We start from the raw sequence: 25601 nt of genomic DNA, 5'->3' as shown, positions 1-25601 counted from the left end.
ACCGCGAATACTGGGAACGCCCAGCACGCATAGATGAAGGTCACGATGGCCGGATTCTGGTGTGAATCTGGCGCGTCGGCAGCCATCACCGAGAAGCCGGCTATATAGAGAGGCCCGGCAGGATCGCGACGGTCCAGAATGCGCCCAGGATTGTCGCCATCGCCACCCGGCGCGGCAGCGGCGCCAGCTTGGTGTCAGGTAACGGTCTGCTCCTTCAGTCCGACGCTGTGCACGTTCTTCTTGCCATCCCACTCCACCAGCACCGAGGGCTTCACCGGCTCCCCGCGCGCCTGTGCGATCAGTTCATTGGTGCGCCCCTCGATCGTCGCCTGCATGAGGGTCATGAACTCGTCCTTCTCCAGCCTTTGAGGCAGGGCGGGCAGGAACTCGATGGTCGCGACCCCAGGCGTCTTCGTCTTCTCCTGCTGCTTCCAGAAGCAGCCCAGGTTCGTGGCCACCGGCACGACCGGCAGGTCGAAGTCCTTGCTCATATAGTAGACGCCCGTGCGGTAGCGGAAATGCTCGCCCGGCGCGGCCAGGTGGCCTTCGGGATAGATCAGGATGCGCCGGCCCTCGGCCGCGACCTGGGCGGCGCTCTTGGACAGCGCCTCGCGCGCTTCAGGACCGCCGCAGCTGTCGACGACGATGGCGCCGAACTTCTTCAGGATCGCGCCGACTAGCGGGAATTTCTCCAGATGATCGCCGGTGACGAAGCTGAGGTTGTCGACATGGGCGAACATCACAAAGCCGTCGCCCCAGCTGTGGTGCTTGGCGGCGATAATGCAGGGTCCCTTGGGCAGGTTCTCCTGGCCCTTCACCTGGACCTTGACGCCCGCCAGAGCGTCCAGCGCCCACAGCATCCGACGGCTGTAGAGCCGCAGGGTGAAGGTCACAGCTTCGCGGCCTGGCGCCAGGGCAGCGAAGGCGGCGGAAAGGCCGTAGAAGATCGACAGGACCCAGTAGTAGGCGTTGAACAGAACGCTGCGCATCGAAGGGTGTCCTTTCATCGCGCGAACAGCACGGCCTGGACGGCCGCCGTCATCAGAGGGGCGTGAGCGGAGAGGGCGTCGTCGCCCAGGCGGCCATAGGCCTTGTTCTGTGCGGTCTGGGTGATCACGCCGATGGCCATGGCGGCCAGCACGCGCGGGTCGCCGGGCGGCAGCTCGGCGTGGATCATCGCTCGCTTGATCAGGTCCTCGACCAGGGTGACCGGATCGCGGCCGTCCTCCTGGTAGTAGGGCAAGAAGTGGTGCAGCTGCAGCAGGTGGAACGAAAACAGCAGCCAGTCTTCGTCGGCCACGGCGCAATAGGCCTTCACCAGCGCCGCAGCCTTGGCCTTGATCCCGTCGGCGGCGGCGGCCTCGTCGGCGATCAGGGCCGAGAGGCGGCGATGGCAGTCCATGAACAGGCCTAGCGCCAGCGCGTCCTTGCTCTTCCAGTGGCGATAGATCGCGCCTTCGGAGACGCCCGCTCGGGCGGCGACGGTCTTGGTGGTCGTGGCGTCGACGCCCTCGGTGACGAAGGCCTCCAGCGCCGCGCGTTCGATGCGGGGTTTCGCGCTCATGAGACGAGCATCGCAGGCGTAACTGGAAACGCAAGTGAGCGCTCACTTACATTTCCGTGATTGACCGTGATCGACGAGGCGGCGACACACGGCCATGGTCCAGACGGTTCTTGTGTATTCGATGGGCGAGGTGATCGGCGATGGACTGATCAAGCTGCCCTTCATCGCCGGCCTGCGCGCGGCGTTTCCCGACGCGCGGATCAGCTGGTGCGCCGCCAAGGGCGAGACCGTCTATACCGGGCCGCTGAAGGCCGTCGTGGACGGCTATGTCGACGAGGTGATCCTGGAGGGGCCCAACGGCGCCAAACCGCTGGATAGCCTGCCGTGGTCGAAGCCGTTCGGCGGGCGCAGATTCGATCTCGTCATCGACACCCAGGAGAATCTCCGTCGCAGCGCCGTCGCCCGTCGCGCCGCCGCCGGCCGCTTCGTCTCGGCTGCCCGCCAGGCGAGGAGCAAGGACTGGCCCGTCGCAGTGACCGACCGTCTTGCGCGGCTGCTCGCTCTGGCGACGGACGGGCAGGGCGCGCCTAGGCCCCTGGCCCTCACACACCCCGAAGCGCTTAAGGCCGCAGAACTTCTGCTGCCGGCCGGCCCAACCTATGTCGGCCTGGCGCCCGGCGCGGGCGGACAAGACAAGCGCTGGCCGCTTGAGAACTATCTGGAGCTGGCGCGGCGCACGCTCGCCAACGACTGGACCCCGGTCTTCCTGTTCGGCCCGGACGAAGCCGGAGACGCAGCCATCGCCGCTCGCGAGATTCCCCAGGCGCTGCAGCCCGAGCGCCATCGCACCGACGGTTTGCCGGTGAAAGGGCCGCTCTTGGTTATCGCCCTGGCCGGACGCATGGCTGCAGGGATCGCCAATGACGCCGGCCCGGGCCATATGCTGGCGGCCGGCGGCGCGCCGCTGCTTTCGCTTCAGCAGGACCGTCGCAAGGCGGTGAAGTTCCGCCCGGCCGCCCAGCAGCTTGAGATGCTCGTCGCGGAGGACTACGGAAACAGCATGGACGCCCTGCCGGTCGAAGCGGCATGGGTGGCCCTCGAGAAGCTGGTTTCCGGAGCGTCCTGAATGTCCATCCTCGCGCCGATCTCGGCGGGCGAACTGGTCGACAAGATCACCATCCTGCGCGTGAAGGCCCAGCGCATCGGCGATCCGGCCAAGGAGGCCAATGTCCGCAAGGAGCTGGCCCTTCTGGAGGCGACGGCGCGCGAGCACCTCCCCCAGAGCGAGCTAATCGCGCGCCTCACCGAAGAGCTGACCGCCGTCAACGCCGCGCTGTGGGACATCGAGGACGGCAAGCGCGACTGCGAACGCCGCCAGGACTTTGGTCCCGACTTCGTCGCCCTGGCGCGGCGAGTCTATATCGACAACGACCGGCGCGCGGCGATCAAGCGCGCCATCAACGAGGCGGCCGGCTCGGAGATCGTCGAGGAGAAGAGCTATAAGCCCTACCTCGGAACCTCGGAAAAGTGACGCAAGTCGTTCGCGGCGCGCGGGAAATGGTCGCCGGCATGATGCCGGACCTGAAGCCGGAGTGCTATGTATTTTGCGCCGCTGGCGATCTTGACTGGGCCGCGCTGAAACCGCTGGCGATGTTCCGAGAGGCTGAGGGGGTCAGCCTGATCCTGGAAACCGGCGCCGCCGAGATCGCCGGATTGCCGGTGAGAAACCCGATGGCCCTGATCACGCTGAATGTCTATTCCGCGCTCGACGGCGTGGGCCTGACTGCGGCGGTCGCCGGGGCCTTGGCCGAGGCCGGCATCGCCTGCAACATGGTCGCGGCGCTGAACCACGACCATGTCTTCGTCCCGGCGGATCGCGCGACGCAGGCGCTGAGTATCCTGCGCGCGCTCCAGGCCGCCGCTAACGCCCCTTGAACACCGCCACGCGCTTCTGAAGGAAGGCGGAGACGCCCTCGATAAAGTCCTCGGTCTTGCCGGCGAACTTCTGGGCCTTCCGCTCGGCGTGCAGTTGCCCGGTCCAATCGCTGTCGAGACTGTCCCAGACGAGCTTGCGGATGGCGCCCAGCGCTGCGGGGCCCTTGGCCAGTTCCAGCGCCAGAGCTTGAGCCGTGGACATCAAGTCGGCGTCCGGCACGCAGCGGTTCACCAGACCCCACTGCAGGGCTATGGCGGCCGGAACCTTGTCGCCCAGGAGCATCATCTCCATGGCCCGCGCCTTACCGATCAGGCGGGGCAGGAGGTAGGTTGAGCCGCCGTCCGGCACCAGGCCAATCCGACGGAAGGCCTGCAGGAAATAGGCGCTCTCGGCGGCGACGATCAGGTCGCCCATCAGCGCGATCGAGCAGCCGACGCCCGCAGCCGGACCGTTCACCGCCGTCACGATCGGCAGCGGGAAGTCCCGCAGCAGCGTCATCAGGGGATTATAGGTCGTCTCCAGGGCCGAGCCGGCGTCGGGCTTGCCGTCGACGTCGGCCTCGCGACCGGCCGCGCCGCCGCCCGACAGATTGGCCCCCGAGCAAAACCCGCGGCCTTCACCGGTCAGGATGACCGCGCGCGCCTCGATCTTGCCGGCGGCGATCGACGAGAAGGCGTGGTGAAGCTCGCGGGCGATCTCCAGGCTGGCCGCGTTCAGCGTGGCCGGATCGGCGAGGGTGACGGTGGCGACGCCTTCCTGCGTCGAGACACGGATTTTCTGGTAGTCCACGGCGGAGCCTCCCTTGTTCGTTGGCCGAGACTCTAGGCGCCTTTGCCGTTTGGGAAGGCTAGCGAAATCTTCGCCAAGAGAAACGCCGCCGGTCGTGGACCGGCGGCGCGAAGGTAGGTCTTCTGCTGAAGCGTGTCGTCAGGCGGCGTTGGCCGCGCCTGGCATGGATTCGGCGGCGGTGACGCGGTTGCGGCCGCCGCGCTTGGAGGCGTAGAGCGCCGCGTCGGCGCGTTCCATAACCGAATGACCGGTCTCACCGGCCTTTCGCTCGGCAAAACCCGAGGAAACGGTGATCGCGCCCAGATCTTCATTTGTCGAGCGACGCTTGAGCATCCGCGAAGACACCTCGATACGGATCTCCTCCAGCGTGGAGGCGACCACCGAGGCGCTTTCGCGCGGGAAAATCATCGCAAATTCCTCGCCGCCATAACGCGCGGCGAAACGGGGCGGGGCGGCGACGCGGCCGATGACCGAGGCGACGTAGCGGATCACCTGGTCGCCCGTCTGATGGCCCCAGGTATCGTTGAAGCCCTTGAAGTGATCGATATCGAGGACGGCGAGGCAGATGCTCGTGCCAGCTTCCTCGGCTTCAGCGCACGCGCGGTCGAGCTCCTCGTCGAAGGCTTTACGATTGGCGAGGTTGGTGAGGCCGTCGGTGGTGGCGTCACGGCGAACCTGTTCGAGGTGTTCACGCAGACGCTCGACCTCGGCGGTCGAGTCCGCCAAGCGGGCCTCAAGCGACTGGTTCTCTTTGTGAACGCGGCGCGTGGCTTCGGCCAGACCGCCGACAACGGCCTTTATCGCATCGACGTCGGTTTGCTTGTCGAGGGTCTTGGAGGCGCCGGCCAGTTCCTTGCCGAAAGCGACGTTGGTCTTTTGCGCGTTCTGGATGGCCTTGGAGACAGCTTCCAATTCCTTGGACAGCAGGTCGCCGGCGTCGCGGATCTGTTCGTTAAGACGCGCCTTGGGCAGGTAGGTCGCGGCCAGTTCCTCGCTGACCAGTTCGGTCATCGGCTCGCCGAGCGAGATCAGTCGGGTCAGCTCACGCGCCAGCGCGCCGTTCGGATCGGCCACATAATGCGTCCAGAGCTCGAAGTTCAGCGCGGTCGGCCAGACCTGATGCCGCTCCATGAGCTCCACGGCGCGCGTGGCGATCTTATAAGCCTCGGGACCGCGAAGCGTGGTTTCGACGTCCGACATGTTCTCTTCCCCCGTCGACGCCCACTCGCGGCATCGTCGATCGCTTGGAGCTTCATAGTAGCGGGCAGAGTTCTTACGATGCGTTAAGGCGAACGACGTTCGCTTGCGTCGAGCCGCCGCCTCGCCCATTGTGATCAATGATAAGATGAGTTCCGCGCCAGTGGGCCGGACGTTGGAGGAGCGACGAGCCATGAACGCACCGGTGAACCTGTCGTTCGAAGCGCACAAGGCGGCGATGAACGATGTCCTCAACCGCCAAAAAGCCGCGCACCTGCGCGCTGGGCCGCCCAGCGCCGAGACGCGAATTGACTGGTTGAACCGATGCATTGACCTCTTGGTCGGCCACCAGGCCGAGATCGCCAAGGCGGTCAACGAGGACTTCGGCGCCCGCTCACCCGAGGCGACCGCCCTAACTGACGTGGCGGGATCGATCGGGCCGCTGAAACACGCGCGCGACCATGTCGCTAAGTGGATGAAGCCCGAGAAGCGCAAGACGACGCCGGCGATCCTGGGACTGTTCGGCGCCAAGGCGACGGTTCAATGGCAGCCCAAGGGCGTGGTGGGCGTGATCAGCCCCTGGAACTTCCCCGTCAATCTGACTTTCGCGCCGCTGGCGGGCGTCTTCGCCGCCGGTAATCGCGCCATGATCAAGCCGTCGGAATATACGCCGGCGACGTCCGAACTGCTCAAGGCGATGTTCGCCAAGGCGTTCAACGAGGAGGAAGTCGCCGTGTTCGTTGGCGGCCCCGAAGTGGGTCAGGCCTTCTCGGGACTCGCCTTTGACCACTTGGTGTTCACTGGGGCGACCTCGGTGGCCAAGCACGTGATGCGGGCTGCGGCCGAGAATCTGGTGCCCGTCACGCTGGAACTGGGCGGCAAGAGCCCCGTGATCCTCTCGCGCGGCGCCGACATGGCCACGGCGGCGGCGCGGATCATGAACGGCAAGACCCTGAACGCTGGCCAGATCTGCCTGGCGCCCGACTACGTCCTGGCCCCGCAGGAAGACGTCGAGAGCTTCGTCAAGGAAGCCCAGGCCGCCGTCAGCCGCTACTTCCCGACGATCAAGGATAATCCCGACTACACCGCCGTGGTCGCCCAGCGGCACTATGACCGCGTGAAGGGCTATGTCGACGACGCCCGCGCCAAGGGCGCGCGGGTCATTGAAATCAACCCCGCCGGCGAGGACCTGTCCCAACAGGAGCATCGCAAGATCCCGCCGACGCTGATCATCGATCCCACCGACGACATGAAGGTGATGCAGGAGGAGATCTTCGGTCCCGTCCTGCCGGTGAAGAGCTACAAGACCGTCGACGACGCGGTGGACTACGTGAACGCGCATGATCGGCCGCTGGCGCTCTATTGGTTCGGGACCGACGAGGTCGAGAAGGACCGGGTTCTGGAACGCACCACAAGTGGCGGCGTCACCGTCAACGACGTGATCTTCCACGTCGCCCAGGAAGACCTGCCGTTCGGCGGGATTGGTCCGGCGGGGATGGGCGCCTATCACGGCCATGACGGCTTCCGCGAATTTAGCCACCGCAAGGCTGTGTTCCAGCAGCTCAAGAAGGACATCGCCCCGATGCTGGGCCTGAGGCCGCCCTACGGCGAGGGCATCCGCAAGTATCTCGCCGGGCAGATCAAGAAGTAGCCAACTGCGGCGCGGCATGCTCCAAGCGGGCCATGACCGCGCCGATTTCCCTGCGCCCTATCATCGAGGCGCGCGACCTGCCGCCGATGCTGCCGGACGCCCTGCGCGAACACTTCGCCCAAGGGGGTACAGGTGTGGCCTGGGCGCTGGAGCACGACGCTTCGGACGGCGCGCCGCCCGGGCTGCTGGGCGGTCCGGCGGCGCCCGCCTGGCCCTACGCGCTGTCCTCGCCGCCGCCCGTCAACGTTCCGGCGTTGTGCGCAGTCGGGCCGTGCTGGTGGTATCCGAGCTTTGGCGCGGTGATTGGAACCGACGGCGCGCTCTATAACGCCACGATCGGCGAGGCGCGCCATGGCTCCGCCGATCTGTCGGCGATCCCGGGCATTTCCTTAAACGGACGCAGGCTTGTTCCGCCAGAGAGCGCCCCGTTTGCCGAGAGCGGCGCGGTGTTCCTGCCCTGGGGCGCCGGCTTCAACTACGGCCACTTTGTCATCGACGCTCTGTCGTCGCTGCTTGCGCTGGAGCAGGCCGGGCTGCTGGACGGCGTTCCGCTTCTGGCGCCGCGCCTGACCACTTGGCAGCGAGAACTGATCGCCCTGTCCGCGCCTAGGGTCCTGCTCCAGGAGATCGAGGCGCCGGTTGTTCGGCTGGGGCGGGCGACGTTCGCCACCAGCATGGATCACTTCCTGCACCACCCCAATGGCCTGCTGGCGATCTTGGCCGAGCGGGTTGTCGCCAACGCGCCGCCAGGCGCTGGTGCGCGGCGCGTCTATCTCTCCCGGCGCGGCCAGTCGATGCGGGTAATGGTCGGAGAGGCCGCGTTCGAGCAAGCGTTGACGGCCCGCGGGTTTACGATCGTGCGTCCCGAAACGCTGAGCGCACGCCAGCAAGTCGCCTTGATGCGCGACGCGCAGATCGTGGTCGGAGCCAGCGGCGCGGCTCTGGCCAACGCCGTGTTCCTGCCGCAGGGCGCGCGCGTGATCGAGATCCAGCCGGCTAACTTCACCAGCCAATGGGTGAGGGCGGCCTGCCGCCAGGTCGGTGTCGAATGGCGCGGCTATGTCTGCGCCTCGCCTTGTCCGATCGGCGAGGCGCCATTGCTCAGCCGCCTGCGGCGGGGCTTCAAGTTCGCCTTCAAGCCCGACCTGAGCGATCTGCTCGCCTTCGTCGATGCGGCGCTTTAGGTCTCGCGAACTCACGACAAAGGCGCCGGACAATGGCCCGGCGCCTTCGTGATCTTCGATAGGGTCTGACCGACTACTTCGCGCCGCGCGGCGGACGGGCGAGGAAGGCGGGGATCTCGTTGCCGAAGCCGACCACGCGACGATCGTCATCGTCACGATCGCGGACGGGCTGAACACCGCGCACCGGGCGTTCCGGACGTTCGGCGCGCACCGGACGCTCTTCCTCGAGCACGGGCGCGGCGGCCGGCGCGACGTTTCGCGGCTCAAGTTCCCGGCGCGGACGCCGTTCGCGTGCGGGGCGCTCTTCGGCCGGCGCCGAGGCTTCGATGACTTCGGCACCCTCCGGGGCGGCTTCCGCCGTCTCCTCGGCGCGATCCCGGCCCCGGCCACGGCTGCGCGCGGGACGCTCGGCGCGCTCACCACGGTCGCGATCACGGCTTCCGCGCTTGCGGTCACCTTCGCGCTTCACCGTCACGGCGTTGGAATAATCGAGGTCGAGCTTCTCTTCGTCGGGCGTAGACCCGATCAGCTTGATGACCTTGTCGAAGCCCTTATCGTCCGCCGGGGTCACCAACATGTAGGTGATGCCCGTCCGACCGGCGCGACCGGTGCGGCCGATGCGGTGAACATAATCGTCGGCGTGGTGCGGTACGTCGTAGTTGAAGACGTGGCTGACGGCCGGGATATCGAGGCCGCGCGCGGCCACATCCGAAGCCACCAGGATCTTCAGCGCGCCCGAACGGAAATCCGCCAGGGTCTTCATGCGCTGGGTCTGGTCTAGGTCGCCGTGGATGGGCGCGGCGTCATAGCCGTGCACCTTCAACGACTTGGCGACGATATCGACCTCGGTCTTGCGGTTGCAGAACACGATGCCGGTCTCGATGCCGGCCTTCTCGATCAGGGCTCGTAGCGCCAGGCGCTTGGCCTTCGGATCGGAGGTGGGAACCTTGACCAGCAGCTGGGTGATGTTGGCGTTGGTGGTCGCCGGACGCGCCACCTCGATCCGGACCGGATCGCGCAGGAACTGCTTGGTCAGACGGGTGATTTCCGGCGGCATCGTCGCCGAGAAGAACAGGGTCTGCTTCTTGGGCGGCGTCATCTTGAAGATGCGCTCGATGTCCGGGATGAAGCCCATGTCCAGCATGCGGTCGGCTTCGTCGACGACCAGGAACTGCACGCCGGTCATCAAGAGCTTGCCGCGTTCGAAATGGTCGAGCAGGCGACCCGGCGTGGCGATCAGGACATCGACGCCGCGGTCCAGCTTCTTTTCCTGGTCGCCGAACGACACGCCGCCGATCAGCAGGGCCCAGGACAGCTTGGTGCCCTTGGCGTACTTCTCGAAGCTGGCGGCCACCTGGTCGGCCAGTTCACGGGTCGGGGCGATGACCAGGGCGCGCGGCATGCGGGCCTTGGCGCGGCCGGACTGCAGACGGTCGATCAGCGGAAGGGTGAAGGCGGCGGTCTTGCCGGTGCCCGTCTGGGCGATGCCGAGGACATCCTGGCCGGCGATGGCGACGGGAATGGCCTGGGCCTGAATGGGCGTGGCAGTGGTATAGCCGGTGTCGGCGACCGCCTGCAGGGTCGTGGGCGAGAGCCCTAGGTCGGAAAATTCGGTCATTTACACGCTGGTCTGCTCGGAGCCGCCCGTGCTTGGGCGAGCGGGCGGCGCGGATTCGCCAGACCTGCTCCGAAGCTGGGGATAAATAGGCCGAAAGTCGGCAAAGTCAATCGTCGGGAAGGCGTAGCGGAGTATTCGAAAGATGAACGACGGGGGTTGGAAAAACTCCGCCAAGGCCTGGATCGCCGACATGGGCGAGCAGGGCGATTACGGTCGGCGCTATGTTCTCGATGCGCCGATGATCGCGCGTCTGCGTCGCTTGAACGGCGGCCGGGCGCTGGATGTGGGCTGCGGGGAAGGGCGTTTCTGTCGGATTCTGCGCGCTGAAGGCTTTGATCCGGTCGGGCTGGATCCGACGGTCGAGTTGCTGGAAGCGGCGCGGGTCCGCGATCCGGACGGCACCTATGTCGAGGGGCGCGCCGAAGACCTGACCTTCACCGACGGGACGTTTGATCTCGTCGTGGCGTGCCTTTCGTTGATCGACATCGAGGGGGCCGATCGCGCCATCGCCGAGATGGCCCGGGTGCTCAGGCCGGGCGGGACCCTCCTGGTCGCCAACCTGACAGGCTTTTCCAGCGCCCGCGCGCGTGACGGCTGGCAGCGGGATCTTATGGGGCGCCCGAAATACTTCGCGATGGACCGCTATCTGGAGCCCCGCGCCAAGTGGGAAGAATGGCGCGGCATTCGGATCATCAACTGGCACCGGCCGCTGAAGGACTACATGCAGTGGTTCCTGGCGCAGGGTCTTATCCTGACCCACTTCGACGAGCCCGCGCCCTCCGGCGGCGATCCGTCGCGTGCTGACAGGTACCGACGTGCCCCATGGTACGTGATCATGGAGTGGCGCAAGCCCTGACGCCGCTCTATATCCGCCCGCACATGACCATCGACCACGACTCCCGCCTTCGACGCCTTCGTTTCCGCGCCTGGCACCGCGGCTTTCGCGAAGCGGACCTCATCCTGGGGCCGTTCGCGGACACCCATGGGCCGAACCTGTCGGCCGAGCAGTTCGACACGCTCGAAACCCTGCTCGAACAGTCGGATCGCGAGATCTACGCCTGGATCGTGGGACAGGAGCCGACGCCGGCGGAATTTGAAACTGACGTCATGGCGATGATCCGGGCGTTCAGGTTCGAGGCGCACGCTTCGCGCCCGGCCGGAGATGGCGCCTAACCCTATGAGCTACGACGCCAAGCAGATCGCCAAGGCCGCGGGCGGCCTGACCCTGGCCGGCGCGCCTGAGGGCTTCGACGCCCTGGTCATGGCCGACATCGCCCGGGCGCGCGGCGGTCTGACCGCCTTCGTCGCGCGCGACACCGCCCGCGCCGGCGCCTTCATCGACGCGCTGAAGTTCTTCGCGCCCGAGATCGAGGCGGTGCTGTTTCCGTCATGGGACTGCCTGCCTTACGACCGGATCGGCCCTTCCTCGGGCGTTTCGGCCACCCGCATGGCGACGCTATCTCGGCTGGCGCGTGGTCTTGGCGAGAGCAAGGCCGCCATCCTGGTGGTCGCCGCGCCCGCGCTGCTGCAGCGCGTGCCGTCCAAGGATGTGCTTCTGCGCGCTTCCTACTCCGCCAAGGTCGGCGCCAATGTCGATATCAAAGACCTTGAGCGCTATTTCGCCGTCAACGGCTATACGCGCGCGTCTACTGTGTCGGAGCGCGGCGAGTTCGCGATCCGGGGCGGGGTGATCGACGTCTATCCGCCGGCCTCCGAGGAGCCAGTGCGCCTCGATCTGTTCGGCGACACGCTGGAGAGCATCCGCGCCTTCGATCCCGAGACCCAGCGTTCGACCCGGCAGTTGAAGGAGATCGACCTCCTGCCTGTCAGCGAGGCCCTGCTCGACGCCGATGGGATTTCGCGCTTCCGCAAGGGCTATGTCGCCGAGTTCGGCGCGCCGGGGGATGATCCGCTGTACGCCGCCGTCAGCGAGGGCGGCCGTCGCGCCGGCCTAGAGCATTGGCTGCCGCTGTTCTACGAGCGGATGTCGACGCTTTTCGACTATTTGCCCGCCGGGTCGCTGATCGGTGTCGACAACCAGGCCACCGAGGCCCGCGACGAACGTCTGGCCATGATCCAGGACGCCTATGACGCCCGCGCTAGCGCCGATCGCAAGTCGGCCTACCGCCCGCTGGCGCCCGAGGCTCTCTACCTGACCGCCGAGGAATGGGAGCGCGAGCTCTCTGATCGTCCCCATCGGCGCTTCACCCCCTTCCAGCCGCAGGGCCTGGATGTCGTCGACCTGGGCGCCAAGCTTGGTCGGGTTTTCGCCGCCGAGCGCGCGCAAGACAGCGTCAACCTGTTCGAGGCCACCGCCGACCACGCCAAGAAATTGGCGGCGGAGGGCAAGCGGGTGCTGTTCGCCTCGTGGTCTGAGGGCTCGTCGGAACGCCTGGGAACCATGTTGGCCGACCACGGCCTGAAGAAGATTCCCTATGCCGGCTACTGGCAGGCGGCCAAGGCCAATGACCCCAAGGTCCCTCAGCGGGTCGTGCTGCCGCTGGATCACGGCTTCGAGACCGACAGTCTCGCGGTCATTTCCGAGACTGATATCCTCGGCGACCGCCTGGCCCGTCCGCGCAAGAAGCGCCGCGCCGCCAACTTCCTGGCCGAAGCCAGCGCCCTGACGCCGGGTGATCTCGTCGTCCACATCGACCACGGCATCGGCCGCTATGAAGGTTTGAAGACCCTCGACGTCCAAGGCGCGCCGCACGACTGCCTGGACCTGCTCTACGGCGGTGAGGCCAAGCTCTATCTGCCGGTCGAGAACATCGACCTTTTGACCCGCTACGGCGCGGCCGACGCCGAGAACGTGCAATTGGACAAGCTGGGCGGCGCGGCCTGGCAGGGCCGCAAGGCGAAAGCCAAGGAACGCTTGCGGGTCATGGCCGAGGGGCTGATCCAGATCGCCGCCGCCCGCCAGCTAAAGACCGTCGAAGAGACAGATCCGCCGTCGGGTGTGTTCGACGAGTTCTGCGCCCGCTTCCCATACGAGGAGACGGACGACCAGCTCAGCGCCATCCACGATGTGTTGGAGGACCTGTCGTCCGGCAAACCGATGGACCGCCTGATCTGCGGCGACGTCGGCTTCGGCAAGACGGAAGTGGCCCTGCGCGCGGCCTTGGTGGTGGCGATGAGCGGCAAGCAGGTCGCGGTCGTCTGCCCGACGACGCTGCTGGCCCGCCAGCACTACAAGACGTTCAAGGACCGCTTCCAAGGCTGGCCGGTCAAGGTCACGCGCCTGTCGCGCCTAGTCACCGGCAAGGAGGCCGCCGATACCCGCGAAGGCCTCGCCAACGGCCAGTTCGAGATCGTGGTCGGCACCCACGCCATCCTGTCCAAGCAGGTGGCCTTCAAGGATCTGGGCCTCGTGATCGTCGACGAGGAGCAGCACTTTGGGGTCAAGCACAAGGAGAAGCTGAAAGAGCTTCGCGCCGACGTGCACATGCTGACCCTGACCGCCACGCCGATCCCGCGCACCCTGCAGATGGCTCTGAGCGGCATCCGCGAGATGTCGATCATAGCCACCCCGCCGGTGGATCGCCTGGCGGTGCGAACCTACATCAGCCCGTTCGACCCGGTGACCCTGCGCGAGGCCCTGCTGCGCGAGAAGTATCGCGGCGGCCAGTCCTATTACGTGGTGCCGCGCATCAAGGACCTGGAGGATATCGAGAAGTTCCTCCGCACCCAGGTGCCTGAGGTGAAGTACGTTGTCGGCCATGGCCAGATGGCGGCCACCCAGTTGGAAGACGTGATGACGGCCTTCTATGAGGGCCAGTACGACGTGCTGCTCGCCACGACCATCGTCGAGAGCGGTCTGGACATTCCGTCGGCCAACACCCTGATCGTCCACCGCGCCGACATGTTCGGCCTGGCTCAGCTGTATCAAATCCGCGGACGCGTTGGCCGTTCCAAGGCCCGCGCCTATGCCTATCTGACCACGCCGGTCGAGAAGTCTCTGACCTTGTCCGCTGAGAAGCGCCTGCAGGTGCTGCAGTCGCTCGACAGCCTGGGCGCCGGCTTCCAACTGGCCAGCCACGACCTCGATCAGCGTGGCGGCGGCAACTTGCTGGGCGACGAACAGAGCGGCCACATCAAGGAAATCGGCGTCGAGCTCTACCAGCAGATGCTGGAGGACGCCGTCGCCGAGCTCAAGCAGCGTCAGGGTCAGGAAGCCTTGCTGGAGGATCGCGGCTGGTCGCCGCAGATCAACACCGGCGCGGCCGTGATGATCCCGGACGACTATGTTCCGGACCTCAATGTGCGCCTGTCGCTCTATCGCCGCCTTTCCGAGGCCGAGCAGGCCGCCGACCGCGAAGCCTTGGCCGCCGAGATGATCGACCGCTTCGGACCGCTGCCGCCTGAAACCGACTCTTTGCTGAAGGTCGTGGCCATCAAGGGCCTGTGCCGCGAGGCCAATGTCGCCAAGATCGACGTCGGCCCCAAGGGTGCGGTGGCCAGTTTCCGAGGCGACAACTACGCCAACCCGCTGGGGCTGATGCAGCACGTCGCCAAGAACAGCCTGATCTGGAAGGTGCGCCCCGACCAGAAGGTCGTCATCAAGGGCGAGTGGGAAACACCCGCCCAGCGCCTCGACGCGGCCGAGAAGATCCTGACGGTCCTGGCCAAGCTGGCGAAGGGGTGACCCAAATCCTCCCCCGCTGGGGGGAGGATGTCTAAGCCGCCAGGGCCTGATCGATCGCCTGGGCGATCCGCTCAGGCGACTCGGCTCCGACGACGGCGACCTTGCCGGCGAAGATGGCGAACGGCACGCCCGTCACGCCGCCTTGGACGGCCATAGCGTGCTCACGCGCCACGGCCTCCTTGTCGGCCCCCTCAGAGAGCAGTTGCAGCACGACCAAACGCTCCATCCCGGCCGCCTCGGCGATATCGCCCAGAACGACGGGGTCACCGATGTCGAGGCCCTGTTCGAAATAGCCCTTGAACAGGGCTTCGACGACCTCGTCCTGCACGCCGGCCGTCAGGGCCCAACGGATCAGGCGATGGGCGGCGTTGGTGTTGGGCGTGAGAGCGATGGCCTCGAAGTTGAACGCGATGCCTTCCTCGGCGCCGCCTTCCACCAGAGCGGTGTGGACAGCCTTCAGCTTGTCCGGGTCCTTGAACTTCTGGGCCATGTAGGCCTTACGGTCGACGCCTTCCTCGGGGAGCGTCGGGTCCAGTTGATACGGACGCCAGATCAGTTGGGCCTTGAGGTCCGGACGCAGGGCGATCGCCGACTTCAGCCGACGCCAGCCCAGGTAGCACCAGGGACAGACGACGTCGGCCACGACGTCGATGATCATGGCTTGCGGCTGGCTCATGGCGGGCTCCCGGGCAACACTGTCCGCTACAGGACGTGTTCCATATAGGGCGCTTGCCGTTGCGCCCCAAGCGTCAAGCTTTAGCTGGCTTCCCGCTTGAGCGCGGCGGATGCGGCCCTTTCCAGGGCCTTTACCGCGCCTTCGCCGGGCTGGACCTCGGCCACGCCAATGTCAAACTCGCAGACGAAGGGTGCGCGATCTTCACCCGCATCGAAGGCGGTGCAGCCGATGACGGCGGCGATCCGCTCGGCGGCGGCGCGGGCGGCGCTCTGATTGGTCGCGGGCAGGGCGAGTGCGAACACCTCGGTGGCCAGGCGCGCCGCAGTGTCCTCGACCCGGACCAGACGCCCCACCATCGAGCCGATCTGCGGGATGGCCCTGTCGAGCCAGCCGTTCTGGCGCGCCCACACGGCTTCAGGCTTGTCGGCGATGCGCAGGACGCAGATCGACAGGGGGCGGGAGCGCTCTCGCGCCGCGCTGGCCAGCCGCGCCAGATGGGCGGCGAAAAGGTCGCGGGTGAACAGGCCGGTGGCGGCGTCCATCAGCCCCGAGCTGCGCGCCTTTTCCAGTGCGCCGCGAATGGCCTCGCCGCGACGGAAGCTGCGGGCCAGTTCCATGACCCGCATCGCCGTCTCGCCTTCCGGCGTTTCGGGCGAGGCGACGTCGGACACCCCTCGATGGAAGGCCTCCGACATGGTCACATAGCTTTCGGCCTTCAGGTACAGCAGGGCCGGAATGTGGAACAGGCGGGTGTTGCGCCGCATGCCGGCGGCGATCGACAGGGCTTCCTGCTGGCTATCGCCCGCCCATAGCACCACCGAGTCGAACGGCCGCTCGTGCAGATAGTCGAAGGCGGTATAGGCCGTAAACGCGCCGACCACCTCGGCGCCGCTGGCCTGCAGGGCGTTGGACAAGGCCAGGAACTGCGGCGCGGGCTCGCCAACCGACAGGATGCGATAGGGAGCGTCGGAGGGCTCGGGCAGGTCCAGGCGACGGCCGCGTTCACCGAAGGTCTCAAGGCGAAGCTCGAACTCTTCCTCGGCGATGGCGGTGCGGACCAGCGATTCGAGACGCAGCGCCGCTTGCGACGGATGGAGGGGCGGCGAGAGCGTCAGGTCGAACGCTTGGTTGCGGAAATCGGCGTCCGGTTCGCTGATCGCGATGACCGGAAGGCGACGCGGCGCGACAGCGGCCTTCAGGCGGCGCGCCAGGGTCTGGGTTTCGGGACCGGCGCTGGCCAGATCGACGATCACGGCCTCGATCGGCAGATCGCCTAGGGCCGCCAACGCCGCGTAAGGACCGCGGGCGGTGATCGTGCGCCAGCCCAGCCGGTCCAGCCCCTCGGCCAGCGGCCCTGCGCGAACATCGTCGCGCGCCACAATCAGGATCCGGGCGTCAACCGCCAAACCAACCTCCGCCCGAACTCACACCATGCAACCCTTTGTCGGGACCGCCAGGATTCGTCGCCGCACCATAGCAGAGGGTTCGCGCCATCAAAGCCGCGCAACGCCGCAGGCTGGGGGTGAATCGACGAACTGGCGCGTACCATGGATACGGGCTTGCCTGACCGAACGTCAGGATCGCTCTATTGGCGCCAATCGGCCAAGTTCAGAGGGTCGACAGGGAGATCGCGTCATGGGCCAGGGGCCGCTTTCGGGACTGAAGATCGTAGAGTTCGCCGGCATCGGGCCAGGACCCTTCTGCGGCATGCTGCTGTCCGACCTCGGCGCGGATGTCGTGCGGATTGACCGAAAAGGGCAGGGGCGAGGCTCGCCGGCGGACGTCACTGCGCGCGGACGTCGCTCGGTGGCGCTGGACCTGAAGAACCCCGAGTCCATCGAGACCTGCCTCAAGCTGCTGGAACAGGCCGACGGCCTGATCGAGGGCTTCCGCCCCGGCGTCATGGAGCGTCTGGGTCTTGGCCCGGACGTCGTGCTGGCGCGCAATCCCAAGCTTGTCTACGGCCGCATGACGGGCTGGGGCCAGACCGGCCCCTACGCCAAGGCCGCCGGCCATGACATGAACTACATCGCCATAACCGGCGCGCTCCACGCCATCGGCACCACAGACAAGCCGGTGCCGCCGCTGAACCTGGTCGGCGATTTTGGGGGCGGGGCGCTCTACTTGGCTTTCGGTCTGCTGGCGGGCGTGATCCATGCGCGGTCGACCGGACAGGGCCAGGTGATCGACTGCGCGATGAGCGACGGCGCGGCCTCGCTCATGGCCATGTTCTACGGCTTCAAGGCCGCGGGCATGTGGGGCGAAGGGCGGCGATCCAATATGCTCGACGGCGGAGCCCACTTCTACGACACCTACGAGTGTTCGGACGGCAAGTGGATCTCCATCGGCTCGATCGAACCGCAGTTTTATCTGCTGCTGCTGGAAAAGACCGGCATCACCGATCCGCAGTTCCAGCACCAGATGAGCCGCGAGGAGTGGCCGCAGCTGCGCGAGAAGCTCGCCGCCGTGATCAAGACCAAGACCCAGGCACAGTGGTGCGCGATCATGGACGCGACCGACGTCTGCTTCGCCCCGGTCCTGACCATGGATGAAGCGCCAAGCCACCCGCACAACGCCGCGCGCCAGACCTTCGTCGAAGTCGCCGGCGTCACCCAGCCAGCCCCCGCGCCGCGGTTTTCGGCGACGCCGGGCGCGATCCAGGGGCCGCCGCCCAAGATCGGCGGACACAACGACGAAGCGCTCGCGGACTGGGGCTTCAGCGCCTCGGCCATTGACGCGCTTAAGGCCTCGGGAGCGCTCTGAGGTCGTTCAGCCTCCGTTCAGCCGCCGTTTTCTAGGGTGAATGCGTCGATCGGTCGTCGCGCCCATCCGTCCCTCGAAGCGGCGATCGATTCCCAGGCTCGTCCTGTGGAGACGCGTCGCCTCCCCAGGCGGCGCGTCTTTGACTTCGTGAGGCCGCGCGGCCATGGTCCGCCGGATGCACGACCCCCTGCAACGCATCCGCTGGCGCGACCTCGACCTTGATCCGACGCACTGGGCCCGAGAAATCCTCCGCGTGCTGGGCCGCGCCCTGTCGCGTCTGTGGGGACGCGACGTCATGCTGTACGTCGGCGGCGTCTCGTTTTTCGCGCTGCTGGCGGTCTTTCCGGGCCTGGCGATCCTGATCGGGCTCTACAGCTTCTTCCTGACGCCGGAGACCGCAGCCTGGCAGGCGGTGAAGCTGGCCGAGCTGATTCCCTCGGGCGCGCGATCGATCGTCCAGGATGAGCTCACGCGGCTGGCGCACGCGCCGGGGCAGACCATCTCGCTGCAGAGCGGCGTCGTTCTGATCGTCGGCGCCTACGCCGCCCACAGAGGCTTCAAAGCGCTGCTTGCCGGCCTGTCATTCATTCATGACGAGGAAAATCAGCGAGGCTTCTTCGGCTTCAACCTGATGGCGCTGCTCGTTCTGGTCGCCGCTTTTGGCCTGCTGTTCATCATGTCGGGCGTCTTTCTGACCCTGCGCCTGCTCGGATCGGCGCTGGCGCTAAGGCCGCTGGCGGGCGTCTCGTGGGTTCAGTCCGAGTGGACCTGGGCCAGCTTCGGTATCGTGGTCGGGATGAGCCTCGTCTATCGCTACGCCATGTCGCGGCAGGTCGTTGGCTGGCGCGCGTCGATCGCGGGCGGCGTCGCAGCGGCGGCCCTTTGCGTCTTCATGTCCTGGGCGAGCGCCTTCTATGTCGAGAAGATCGTCCATCTGGGCGCGACCTACGGCTCGATCTCGGCCGTTATTATCTTCTTGATCTGGCTGTCCTGGAGCGTGAACGCGATCTTCTTCGGCGGGGCCTTGGCGACCGAAGTCGAGATCGCGCTAGACGAGCGGCCGCGCGCTTTGCTGCAGGGGCCGCGTCCGATCGCCCTTAAAGCGCCTTCTGAATTCGAACCCTGATCACGCCGCCATCCAGGTCGGCGACATCCAAGACCGTCGCGCCGACCTGACCCGCGAAATGCGGTGCGTCGATCCTGGCCATCGGGTCGGTCGCCAGCAGCACCAATTCCGCGCCGGGCGCGGCGGCCTCGTGCGCCTTGCGCAGCTTCAGGGTCGGCACCGGGCAATGATGACCCCGCGCGTCGACGAGGATCGGCTCAGTCATCGGCGAACACCCGCTCGGCCTCCGCCGCGGGCAGAATGCGGTGCTGCCCCGGCGCGAGGTCGTCGGGCAGGACGATGCCGCCGATCCGCTCGCGATGCAGCGTCACCACATGGTTGCCGACAGCCGCGAACATGCGCCGGACCTGATGGTAGCGCCCCTCCGTGATCGTGAGGCGCGCCGTGCGCGCATCCACGACGTCCAGCTTAGCCGGGAGCAGGGGCTTCTCCTCGCTGTCGAGCATCAGCGTCCCCGCCGCGAAGATCTCGCCTTCCGAGCCCGTCAGAGCGCGGTCCAGCGTGGCCAGATAGGTCTTGGGCACGTGGCGCTTGGGCGAGATGACTCGATGCAGGAAGTCGCCGTCGTCCGTGATCAGGATCAGGCCGCTGGTGTCCTTGTCGAGGCGTCCGACCGTCGAAAGCCCTGGGTCGCGCAAGCGCCAGCGGCGCGGCAGCAGATCGTAGATCTTCTCGCCGTCTTCCTTGTGCGAGCACACCACGCCCAGTGGTTTGTGCATCATCAGCACCAGCGGGGCGGGCGGATCCACCGGGACGCCGCGGATGGTCAGGCGCGCGGGCAGGGTCGCGTCGACCGCGATGCGCGCGCCGGCGTCCTTCAGGACCGCGCCGTCGAGCACGACCTTGCCACCGGCCACCAGGGCCTGAACCTCCTTGCGGCTGCCGTAGCCCAGATTGGCCAGCAGCCGGTCCAGACGCGCCATCAGCGCCTTGCTCACGTCTTGGCCTCGAACACCTTGTAGCCGCCGCCTTCCGCGACCAGCCGAACCTTGGCGAAGTTCTCGGCCAGGATCGCCTCGTAGGGTAGGTGGCGATTGGCCACGATCCAGAGCGCCCCGCCTTTGCGGAGGGCTGTGGCGGCGGCGCGAATGAAGGCCTGACCCAGGGATTTGTCTTCTCCACCACCCTCGTGGAACGGGGGGTTGCTGACGACAAAGTCGAGATCTTTCAGGCCGCTCTGGCGGGCGTCAGCCCAGACGATCTCCGCCCGAGGATCGGTGATGTTGCGTCCAGAGACCTCGATCGCGCGCCGATCCAGTTCCACAAGGCTCAGCTTGATCACCTTCGGGGAGGCGAGCACATTGAGCGCCAGCAGCCCGATGCCGCTGCCGAAATCGGCGCCAACGCCCGAGAACGGCGGCAGAACCTGGAGCAGGGCGTTCGTCCCGGCGTCGAGGCGGTCCCAGCTGAAGACGCCCGGTTGGGTCCAAAGGCCGTTCTCGGCGATCTGGCGCGGAGCCCCGGCGTCGATCGTTTCCTGGAGACCTGTGATGACGGCGGGTCGCAAGGCCACGCAGATGCGGTGGTGGCGACGGGCGCTCTCGCCAACCTCGCAACCCAGCGCCTGGAGCTCCTTCTTCAGCCGCAACCCGCCACGATCCTTCGGCGCGAAGACGGTCAGACGCCCGCCCGGAACCAAGGTCCGCAGTGCTTGTGCCAGAACATAGCGTCTCTCCACCGCCCCGGCCGGCGCGCGCACCGTCACCGCGTCAAATGCGGCGTCACCGACATCGGCCAGATTCGCCGAACCGACGACGAGAGGCGAGAGCTGCACGGCGTCTGGCGCAGACGGCGCCAGATCATGATCGGGCTGTCCATAGAGCGCGGTGCGGTTCGCCGACATGCTTGTCCTGAAAGCGTTTTCCGCGAGAGCGGACGTGTCTGGCGGACAGGGTGGGATTCGAACCCACGGTAGGCTTCCACCTACGGCGGTTTTCAAGACCGCTGCCTTAAACCACTCGGCCACCTGTCCGGAGCAGGCGGCTATATCAGCGCGCCCGCGCCTTAACCAGACTTCAAAACAAACCAATCAAGATGATCGTATGGAAGGGTGCGGCCCGACGGACGACGATCGGATGAACCAGCGTATCGAGCAGGCTTGGCGGATCGCGCGCAACCTCGGCCTTATGGCCCTGGCGGCCGCCAGCCTCGCGGCCTGCGCCACGCCAAAATATGAGGTCGGCCGCACCGTCGCCGTCAGCACGGGCGCTGCACCGCGTCCAGGCTCGACGGTCGGACGCAACGGCAAGCCGCTGCGCGGAACCGAAAAGCCCTATCAGATCAATGGGATTTGGTACTATCCCCACGAGGACAAGGACTACAACGTCACCGGAATTGGCTCCTGGTATGGCGAGCAGTTCCACAACCGTCGCACGTCGAACGGCGAGGTCTTCGATATGGACCTGCCCTCGGCCGCGCATAAAACGCTACCGCTTCCGAGCTTGGTGGAGGTCACCAATCTCGATAACGGCCGCAAGATGATCGTCCGGGTCAACGACCGCGGTCCCTTCGTCGGGGACAGGATCATCGACCTGTCCAAGGCTGCGGCCGAGGAACTGGGCTATCGCCGCCAGGGCGTGGCGCGCGTTCGGGTGAAGTATGTCGGCCCCGCGCCGCGTCGCGCCATCGAGACGCCCCGGCAATACGCGCAGGCCTCACCGCTGCCTCCGCCCCGACAAACGCCGCGCAGCTTCGACGACATCCAGGAGCCGCCCCAGCGCGTTCAGGTTCTGCCGCCGCGCCCTGAGCCCGGCTGGAGCGCACCGCCCATCAATCCGCCTGACCCCGTCTTCGCGAAGGTCAAGTCCGCCTACCGCATTCAGGCCGGTTCATTCTCCAACCGAGAGAATGCGGAGAAGGCGGTGAGGCAACTCACCAGCGCCGGTAGGGCGTCGATCGAGGCCATCGAGCGGGCCTCGGGAACGCTGTATCGCGTCACCGTGGCGGCGGGCGAGGACGAGAGCGCGGCCTGGACTTTGCGCGAACGGGTCGAAGCGCTGGGCTATTCCGGCGCAACCATTTTGCGTCCCTGAGGCCCTTCGTCTCCAGATGGGATCTTCTAAGGCCTTGAAAACACTCTAAACACCTGATTCTAAAGTCTGTTTGTCGGGTTCAGGTGTTGAGATCCCGACCCGACAGGCTCTGGACAATGCGCTCAAACCGGTCGAATGGAGACCGGTGACCCAGGGTTTCTTCATCAGTTTCGAAGGCGGGGAGGGGGCGGGCAAGTCCACCCAGATCCGCCGTCTCGCGGACACACTCCAGGCTTCCGGCCACGACGTCGTCGTGACGCGTGAGCCGGGCGGCAGCCCGGGTGCGGAGGCCATCCGCGACCTGCTGGTCAACGGCGCCGCCGATCGCTGGTCTCCGGTGACCGAGAGCCTGCTGATGTACGCCGCGCGGCGGGATCACCTGGAGCGCTTGATCCGGCCGGCCCTGGCGCGGGGCGCGATCGTGCTTTGCGATCGCTTCGCCGACTCGACACGCGCCTACCAGGGCGCGGGCGGCGACGCGCCGGCCACCCTGATCTCGGCGTTGGAGGCGCACGTGCTGGGCGGCACGGTTCCGGTACTCACCTTGATCCTCGACCTGCCGGCTGAGGTCGGCCTGGAGCGCGCGGAAGCGCGGGGCGGTGCGGCGCGCTTTGAGTCCAAGGGTTTGGCGTTCCATGAACGGCTGCGCGCCGGTTATCTGGAAATCGCGCGCCAGGAGCCTGAGCGCTGCGTCGTGATCAACGCCGACGCCGAGCTCGATGCCGTTACGGCGGCGATTTCGGATGTGGTCGCGCAACGTCTGGGACTGTGATGCAAGCGCCGGCTCACCCCCGCGACGTCTATCGGTTGGACGGGCAATCGGCCGCCGAGGCGGCGTTCATTGATGCGCTGGAACGTGGACGGCTGCACCATGCCTGGCTGCTGACCGGTCCGGAGGGCGTGGGCAAGGCGACTCTGGCCTACCGCATGGCGCGTCGACTGCTTGGCGCCCGGCCGGACCCGTCGCAGGGCCTCTTGGGCGCGGCGCCGTCCGACGTGGTAAGCCGCCAGGTGGCCGCACGGTCGCATCCCGACCTGATGGTGCTCGAGCGCCTGACCGACGACGGCAAGGCGCGCAAATCCATTCCGGTCGATGAAGCCCGTAAGCTTCCGGAATTCTTCGCCAATTCGCCTGCGATCTCACCCTATCGCGTGGCGATCATCGACGCCGCGGACGACCTCAACGTCAACGCCGCCAACGCGGTGCTCAAGACCCTGGAAGAGCCGCCGGCGCGGGGCGTGATCCTGCTGATCAGTCATGCGCCAGGCAAGCTGCTGCCGACCATCCGCTCGCGCTGTCGCCGCCTGGCGATCCCGGCGCCCGGCGTGGCCGCCGCCGCCGAGATGGTCGAGCGTATGGCGGACCTACCGCATCGCGACGCCGAGCGGTTGGCGCGGATGGCGCACGGCGCGCCGGGCAGGGCGCTGCAACTGGCCGCCGCCGGCGCGCTCGCGGTCGACGACGCGGCCAATGAAATCCTTCGGGGTCTGCCCAAGCTGGACGAGGGCGCGCTGCTGGCCATGGCCGACACCTTCCGGGGCGCCGACGGCGCGGCGCGGTTTGAGCTTCTGATGGATCGCCTGGCCGATCAGGTCCGCATCTTCGCGACGCAGGTGGCGGCGGATGGCAAGAACTCGCCGGGCCTGGACCGCTGGGCGACCGCCTGGGAGCGGCTCTCGCGCTGGCCCGCCGAAGCCGAGGCAGTGAACCTCGACCGCGCCGATGTCTTCTGGAGTGTGATCTCGGACTTGCGCGCGGCGGCCAAGACGGCGATGTGAGCCCCATGCTCATCGACAGCCACGTAAACCTGCACGCGCCTCAGTTCGCCGAGGACAAGGACGCCGTGATCGCCCGCGCCCGCGAGGCTGGCATCGCGATGATGGTCACCATCTGCGACAAGGTCTCCTCGTTCGAGGCCGTCCACGCCATCGCCATGGCCGAGCCGGACATCTGGTGCACCGTCGGCACGCACCCGCACGAGGCCAAGGAAAATCCCGACCTGACGGCCGCGGCCCTGGTGGATCTGGCCCAACGCCCTCGCGTGGTCGGCATCGGCGAGTGCGGGCTGGATTTCCACTACGACCTGTCTCCGCGCGAGGTGCAGGCCAAGGTCTTTCGACAACACTGCGTCGCGGCGCGCAAGAGCGGCCTGCCTCTGGTCGTCCACACGCGCGAAGCCGATGCGATCATGGGCGAGATTCTCGAGTCCGAGCATGCGGCCGGGCCGTTCAAGATCCTGATGCACTGCTACACCAGCGGCGCAGAACTGGCCGCGCGCGCCGCCGCCCTGGGCGCCTGGTTCTCGGTGTCCGGTATCGCGACGTTCAAGGCGGCCGAGGAGGTGAGGGGGCTTATCCGAGACATGCCCGCCGACCGCATCATCGTTGAGACCGACTGTCCCTACCTTGCCCCCGTGCCGATGCGCGGGCGTCGCAACGAGCCGGCCTACCTGCCGCACATCTACGACAAGCTCGCCGAGATTAGGGGCTGGAGCCGCGCGGAGACCGAGCAGCGCACCGAGGACGCCTTCTTCGCGCTGTTCGATCGGATACCGCGCCCATGAGCGGCGCGCTCGAGTTCACGATCCTGGGATCCGGATCCTCTGGCGGCGTGCCGCGTGCGGACGGCAACTGGGGCGACTGTGATCCGAGCGATCCCCGCAATCATCGGTCGCGCTGCTCGCTGCTCGTGCGCCGCTCATCGCCGGCCGGCCCGCTGCACGAGACGACCGTGATCATCGACACGTCGCCCGACCTGCGCCTGCAAACCGCAGCGGCTGGCGTTCGTCGCATGGACGCGGCGCTCTTCACCCACGACCACGCCGACCAGGCTCACGGCATCGATGATCTGAGGCCGTTCTTCCTCAACCAGCGCACGCGCATCCCGACCTATATGGATCAGGCGACGCATGACGGACTGACGCAGCGCTTCACCTACATTTTCGTCAGCCAAGGCGGTTATCCCGCGATCTGCGAGCCGCGCCTGATCCCGCCGCTGGGCGTGGACTTCACGATCGAAGGGCCCAGCGGTGATGTCTCGGTGCAGACCTTCGACGTCGACCACGGCGAGGTGCGGGCGGTCGGCTATCGGATCGGCGACGTGGCCTATACGCCCGACGCGCGCGCCATTCCCGAAGCGAGTTGGCCAGCCCTGCAGGACCTGGACGTCTGGATCGTCGACGCGTTGCGCTGGACGCCGCACCCGACCCACGCCCACGTCGATCTGGCCCTGGAGTGGATCGCGCGCGCCAAGCCCCGGCGCGCGATCCTCACGAACCTCCACATCGATCTCGACTACCAGGCGCTGGCGGCGCGCCTGCCGCCGAATGTCGAGCCCGCATTTGACGGGATGCGCTTCACGACCGCCACGTGATGTCGGCTTCGGCGGAAACTTTGCCGAACGTAACAAATCTGAAATAGGCTCGCGCAACTAGGTCGGCATACGGACGCGGTAGAGTCCGTCACCTGGGTCCAGTTTTC

The 25601-nt window shown here is 66.9% G+C and carries 25 protein-coding genes and 1 tRNA gene; 15 read left to right on the top strand and 11 right to left on the bottom strand.

Annotated features, from left to right (window positions below; translation table 11 throughout):
- Nucleotides 1–194: 194 nt before the first annotated feature.
- Together CSW63_RS12325 and CSW63_RS12320 are read right to left on the bottom strand one after the other, a co-directional pair.
- Nucleotides 195–1007, bottom strand: coding sequence for a 1-acyl-sn-glycerol-3-phosphate acyltransferase (locus tag CSW63_RS12325; protein WP_062093289.1), 813 nt, complete (start codon nucleotides 1005–1007; stop codon nucleotides 195–197).
- Nucleotides 1004–1564 carry a TetR/AcrR family transcriptional regulator gene (locus CSW63_RS12320; RefSeq protein ID WP_099503521.1) on the bottom strand — a complete coding sequence of 187 codons (561 nt, stop codon included), beginning with the start codon at nucleotides 1562–1564 and terminating at the stop codon, nucleotides 1004–1006. The genes CSW63_RS12325 and CSW63_RS12320 overlap by 4 nt, the downstream gene beginning before the upstream one ends.
- Nucleotides 1565–1658: 94 nt before the next feature.
- Here CSW63_RS12320 and CSW63_RS12315 point away from each other — a divergent pair, with 94 nt between their 5' ends.
- Genes CSW63_RS12315 through CSW63_RS12305 form a run of 3 tightly spaced genes read left to right on the top strand, consistent with a single transcriptional unit; the run spans nucleotide 1659 to nucleotide 3439 of the window.
- Nucleotides 1659–2630 (top strand): glycosyltransferase family 9 protein, encoded by a 972-nt coding sequence (locus CSW63_RS12315; RefSeq protein WP_062093287.1) that lies wholly within the window; start codon nucleotides 1659–1661, stop codon nucleotides 2628–2630.
- Nucleotides 2631–3035, top strand: a complete 405-nt coding sequence (locus CSW63_RS12310; protein WP_062093286.1) for a DUF6165 family protein — start codon at nucleotides 2631–2633, stop codon at nucleotides 3033–3035.
- Entirely contained in the window at nucleotides 3032–3439 is a 408-nt protein-coding gene (locus CSW63_RS12305) for an ACT domain-containing protein (protein ID WP_062093285.1), read from the top strand. Before CSW63_RS12310 ends, CSW63_RS12305 begins: the two co-directional genes overlap by 4 nt.
- On the opposite strand, the gene CSW63_RS12300 is transcribed toward CSW63_RS12305, so the two are convergent.
- Together CSW63_RS12300 and CSW63_RS12295 are read right to left on the bottom strand one after the other, a co-directional pair.
- Nucleotides 3426–4229, bottom strand: coding sequence for an enoyl-CoA hydratase/isomerase (locus CSW63_RS12300; protein WP_062093284.1), 804 nt, complete (start codon nucleotides 4227–4229; stop codon nucleotides 3426–3428). The genes CSW63_RS12305 and CSW63_RS12300 overlap by 14 nt on opposite strands.
- Nucleotides 4230–4367: 138 nt before the next feature.
- Entirely contained in the window at nucleotides 4368–5429 is a 1062-nt protein-coding gene (locus CSW63_RS12295; protein WP_099503524.1) for a GGDEF domain-containing protein, read from the bottom strand.
- A 190-nt stretch (nucleotides 5430–5619) separates the two neighbouring features.
- On the opposite strand from CSW63_RS12295, the gene CSW63_RS12290 reads away from it, so the two are divergent.
- Together CSW63_RS12290 and CSW63_RS12285 are read left to right on the top strand one after the other, a co-directional pair.
- Nucleotides 5620–7077 (top strand): coniferyl aldehyde dehydrogenase, encoded by a 1458-nt coding sequence (locus tag CSW63_RS12290; protein ID WP_062097382.1) that lies wholly within the window; start codon nucleotides 5620–5622, stop codon nucleotides 7075–7077.
- 32 nt (nucleotides 7078–7109) lie between these two features.
- Entirely contained in the window at nucleotides 7110–8261 is a 1152-nt protein-coding gene (locus tag CSW63_RS12285) for a DUF563 domain-containing protein (protein ID WP_062097380.1), read from the top strand.
- A gap of 73 nt (nucleotides 8262–8334) precedes the next feature.
- Here CSW63_RS12285 and CSW63_RS12280 read toward each other — a convergent pair whose 3' ends face one another.
- Nucleotides 8335–9879, bottom strand: coding sequence for a DEAD/DEAH box helicase (locus CSW63_RS12280; protein ID WP_062097378.1), 1545 nt, complete (start codon nucleotides 9877–9879; stop codon nucleotides 8335–8337).
- Between the two features lie 142 nt (nucleotides 9880–10021).
- On the opposite strand from CSW63_RS12280, the gene CSW63_RS12275 reads away from it, so the two are divergent.
- The 3 genes from CSW63_RS12275 to mfd are packed head-to-tail and all read left to right on the top strand — an operon-like array spanning nucleotide 10022 to nucleotide 14524.
- Complete coding sequence (locus CSW63_RS12275; protein ID WP_062097376.1) at nucleotides 10022–10735, top strand: class I SAM-dependent methyltransferase; 714 nt, start codon at nucleotides 10022–10024, stop codon at nucleotides 10733–10735.
- 23 nt (nucleotides 10736–10758) lie between these two features.
- The gene (locus CSW63_RS12270; protein WP_062097386.1) at nucleotides 10759–11052 is read left to right on the top strand and encodes a succinate dehydrogenase assembly factor 2; all 294 of its coding nucleotides are present in this window, start codon (nucleotides 10759–10761) and stop codon (nucleotides 11050–11052) included.
- Between the two features lie 4 nt (nucleotides 11053–11056).
- Nucleotides 11057–14524 (top strand): transcription-repair coupling factor, encoded by a 3468-nt coding sequence (mfd, locus tag CSW63_RS12265; RefSeq protein WP_099503526.1) that lies wholly within the window; start codon nucleotides 11057–11059, stop codon nucleotides 14522–14524.
- Nucleotides 14525–14555: 31 nt separating this feature from the next.
- Here mfd and CSW63_RS12260 read toward each other — a convergent pair whose 3' ends face one another.
- Entirely contained in the window at nucleotides 14556–15200 is a 645-nt protein-coding gene (locus CSW63_RS12260; RefSeq protein WP_062097372.1) for a DsbA family oxidoreductase, read from the bottom strand.
- A gap of 80 nt (nucleotides 15201–15280) precedes the next feature.
- Complete coding sequence (locus tag CSW63_RS12255) at nucleotides 15281–16606, bottom strand: diguanylate cyclase domain-containing protein (RefSeq protein ID WP_062097370.1); 1326 nt, start codon at nucleotides 16604–16606, stop codon at nucleotides 15281–15283.
- 229 nt (nucleotides 16607–16835) lie between these two features.
- Here CSW63_RS12255 and CSW63_RS12250 point away from each other — a divergent pair, with 229 nt between their 5' ends.
- Together CSW63_RS12250 and CSW63_RS12245 are read left to right on the top strand one after the other, a co-directional pair.
- Complete coding sequence (locus CSW63_RS12250) at nucleotides 16836–17963, top strand: CaiB/BaiF CoA-transferase family protein (RefSeq protein WP_062097368.1); 1128 nt, start codon at nucleotides 16836–16838, stop codon at nucleotides 17961–17963.
- A gap of 163 nt (nucleotides 17964–18126) precedes the next feature.
- Nucleotides 18127–19089 carry a YihY/virulence factor BrkB family protein gene (locus CSW63_RS12245; RefSeq protein ID WP_062097366.1) on the top strand — a complete coding sequence of 321 codons (963 nt, stop codon included), beginning with the start codon at nucleotides 18127–18129 and terminating at the stop codon, nucleotides 19087–19089.
- Here CSW63_RS12245 and CSW63_RS12240 read toward each other — a convergent pair.
- The 4 genes from CSW63_RS12240 to CSW63_RS12225 all read right to left on the bottom strand — a co-directional run bounded on the left by CSW63_RS12240 (nucleotide 19061) and on the right by CSW63_RS12225 (nucleotide 21061).
- Nucleotides 19061–19294, bottom strand: coding sequence for a sulfurtransferase TusA family protein (locus tag CSW63_RS12240; RefSeq protein ID WP_062097364.1), 234 nt, complete (start codon nucleotides 19292–19294; stop codon nucleotides 19061–19063). The genes CSW63_RS12245 and CSW63_RS12240 overlap by 29 nt on opposite strands.
- A complete protein-coding gene (locus CSW63_RS12235; RefSeq protein ID WP_062097363.1) occupies nucleotides 19287–20027 on the bottom strand; it encodes a pseudouridine synthase in 741 nt (246 codons plus the stop codon). The genes CSW63_RS12240 and CSW63_RS12235 overlap by 8 nt, the downstream gene beginning before the upstream one ends.
- On the bottom strand, nucleotides 20024–20932 hold the full coding sequence (locus tag CSW63_RS12230; protein ID WP_062097361.1) for a class I SAM-dependent methyltransferase: 909 nt from the start codon (nucleotides 20930–20932) through the stop codon (nucleotides 20024–20026). The genes CSW63_RS12235 and CSW63_RS12230 overlap by 4 nt, the downstream gene beginning before the upstream one ends.
- 39 nt (nucleotides 20933–20971) lie before the next feature.
- Nucleotides 20972–21061: transfer RNA gene (locus tag CSW63_RS12225), tRNA-Ser, on the bottom strand.
- Nucleotides 21062–21164: 103 nt separating this feature from the next.
- Here CSW63_RS12225 and CSW63_RS12220 point away from each other — a divergent pair.
- The 5 genes from CSW63_RS12220 (at nucleotide 21165) to CSW63_RS12200 (ending at nucleotide 25494) form a co-directional block, all read left to right on the top strand.
- Entirely contained in the window at nucleotides 21165–22121 is a 957-nt protein-coding gene (locus CSW63_RS12220) for a septal ring lytic transglycosylase RlpA family protein (RefSeq protein ID WP_062097385.1), read from the top strand.
- 145 nt (nucleotides 22122–22266) lie between these two features.
- Nucleotides 22267–22893, top strand: a complete 627-nt coding sequence (gene tmk, locus CSW63_RS12215) for a dTMP kinase (protein WP_062097359.1) — start codon at nucleotides 22267–22269, stop codon at nucleotides 22891–22893.
- On the top strand, nucleotides 22890–23900 hold the full coding sequence (locus CSW63_RS12210) for a DNA polymerase III subunit delta' (protein ID WP_062097357.1): 1011 nt from the start codon (nucleotides 22890–22892) through the stop codon (nucleotides 23898–23900). The genes tmk and CSW63_RS12210 overlap by 4 nt, the downstream gene beginning before the upstream one ends.
- Nucleotides 23897–24685: a TatD family hydrolase gene (locus tag CSW63_RS12205; RefSeq protein ID WP_062097355.1), complete on the top strand. Its 789-nt coding sequence runs from the start codon at nucleotides 23897–23899 to the stop codon at nucleotides 24683–24685. Before CSW63_RS12210 ends, CSW63_RS12205 begins: the two co-directional genes overlap by 4 nt.
- Nucleotides 24682–25494 (top strand): MBL fold metallo-hydrolase, encoded by an 813-nt coding sequence (locus tag CSW63_RS12200; protein ID WP_062097353.1) that lies wholly within the window; start codon nucleotides 24682–24684, stop codon nucleotides 25492–25494. Before CSW63_RS12205 ends, CSW63_RS12200 begins: the two co-directional genes overlap by 4 nt.
- Nucleotides 25495–25601 lie beyond the last annotated feature (107 nt).

It is taken from the genome of Caulobacter sp. FWC26 (genome assembly GCF_002742645.2).
GTDB lineage: Bacteria > Pseudomonadota > Alphaproteobacteria > Caulobacterales > Caulobacteraceae > Caulobacter.
Note: the sequence above shows the minus strand (reverse complement) of the source record. Positions and strands in the feature narration are given on the sequence as shown.

Coding starts and splice junctions, on each gene's coding strand:
- CSW63_RS12325 (WP_062093289.1), bottom strand. CDS start 1,007: ATGAAAGGACACCCTTCGATGCGCAGCGTTCTGTTCAACGCCTACTAC.
- CSW63_RS12320 (WP_099503521.1), bottom strand. CDS start 1,564: ATGAGCGCGAAACCCCGCATCGAACGCGCGGCGCTGGAGGCCTTCGTC.
- CSW63_RS12315 (WP_062093287.1), top strand. CDS start 1,659: ATGGTCCAGACGGTTCTTGTGTATTCGATGGGCGAGGTGATCGGCGAT.
- CSW63_RS12310 (WP_062093286.1), top strand. CDS start 2,631: ATGTCCATCCTCGCGCCGATCTCGGCGGGCGAACTGGTCGACAAGATC.
- CSW63_RS12295 (WP_099503524.1), bottom strand. CDS start 5,429: ATGTCGGACGTCGAAACCACGCTTCGCGGTCCCGAGGCTTATAAGATC.
- CSW63_RS12290 (WP_062097382.1), top strand. CDS start 5,620: ATGAACGCACCGGTGAACCTGTCGTTCGAAGCGCACAAGGCGGCGATG.
- CSW63_RS12285 (WP_062097380.1), top strand. CDS start 7,110: ATGACCGCGCCGATTTCCCTGCGCCCTATCATCGAGGCGCGCGACCTG.
- CSW63_RS12280 (WP_062097378.1), bottom strand. CDS start 9,879: ATGACCGAATTTTCCGACCTAGGGCTCTCGCCCACGACCCTGCAGGCG.
- CSW63_RS12275 (WP_062097376.1), top strand. CDS start 10,022: ATGAACGACGGGGGTTGGAAAAACTCCGCCAAGGCCTGGATCGCCGAC.
- CSW63_RS12270 (WP_062097386.1), top strand. CDS start 10,759: ATGACCATCGACCACGACTCCCGCCTTCGACGCCTTCGTTTCCGCGCC.
- mfd (WP_099503526.1), top strand. CDS start 11,057: ATGAGCTACGACGCCAAGCAGATCGCCAAGGCCGCGGGCGGCCTGACC.
- CSW63_RS12260 (WP_062097372.1), bottom strand. CDS start 15,200: ATGAGCCAGCCGCAAGCCATGATCATCGACGTCGTGGCCGACGTCGTC.
- CSW63_RS12250 (WP_062097368.1), top strand. CDS start 16,836: ATGGGCCAGGGGCCGCTTTCGGGACTGAAGATCGTAGAGTTCGCCGGC.
- CSW63_RS12245 (WP_062097366.1), top strand. CDS start 18,127: ATGGTCCGCCGGATGCACGACCCCCTGCAACGCATCCGCTGGCGCGAC.
- CSW63_RS12240 (WP_062097364.1), bottom strand. CDS start 19,294: ATGACTGAGCCGATCCTCGTCGACGCGCGGGGTCATCATTGCCCGGTG.
- CSW63_RS12230 (WP_062097361.1), bottom strand. CDS start 20,932: ATGTCGGCGAACCGCACCGCGCTCTATGGACAGCCCGATCATGATCTG.
- CSW63_RS12220 (WP_062097385.1), top strand. CDS start 21,165: ATGAACCAGCGTATCGAGCAGGCTTGGCGGATCGCGCGCAACCTCGGC.
- CSW63_RS12200 (WP_062097353.1), top strand. CDS start 24,682: ATGAGCGGCGCGCTCGAGTTCACGATCCTGGGATCCGGATCCTCTGGC.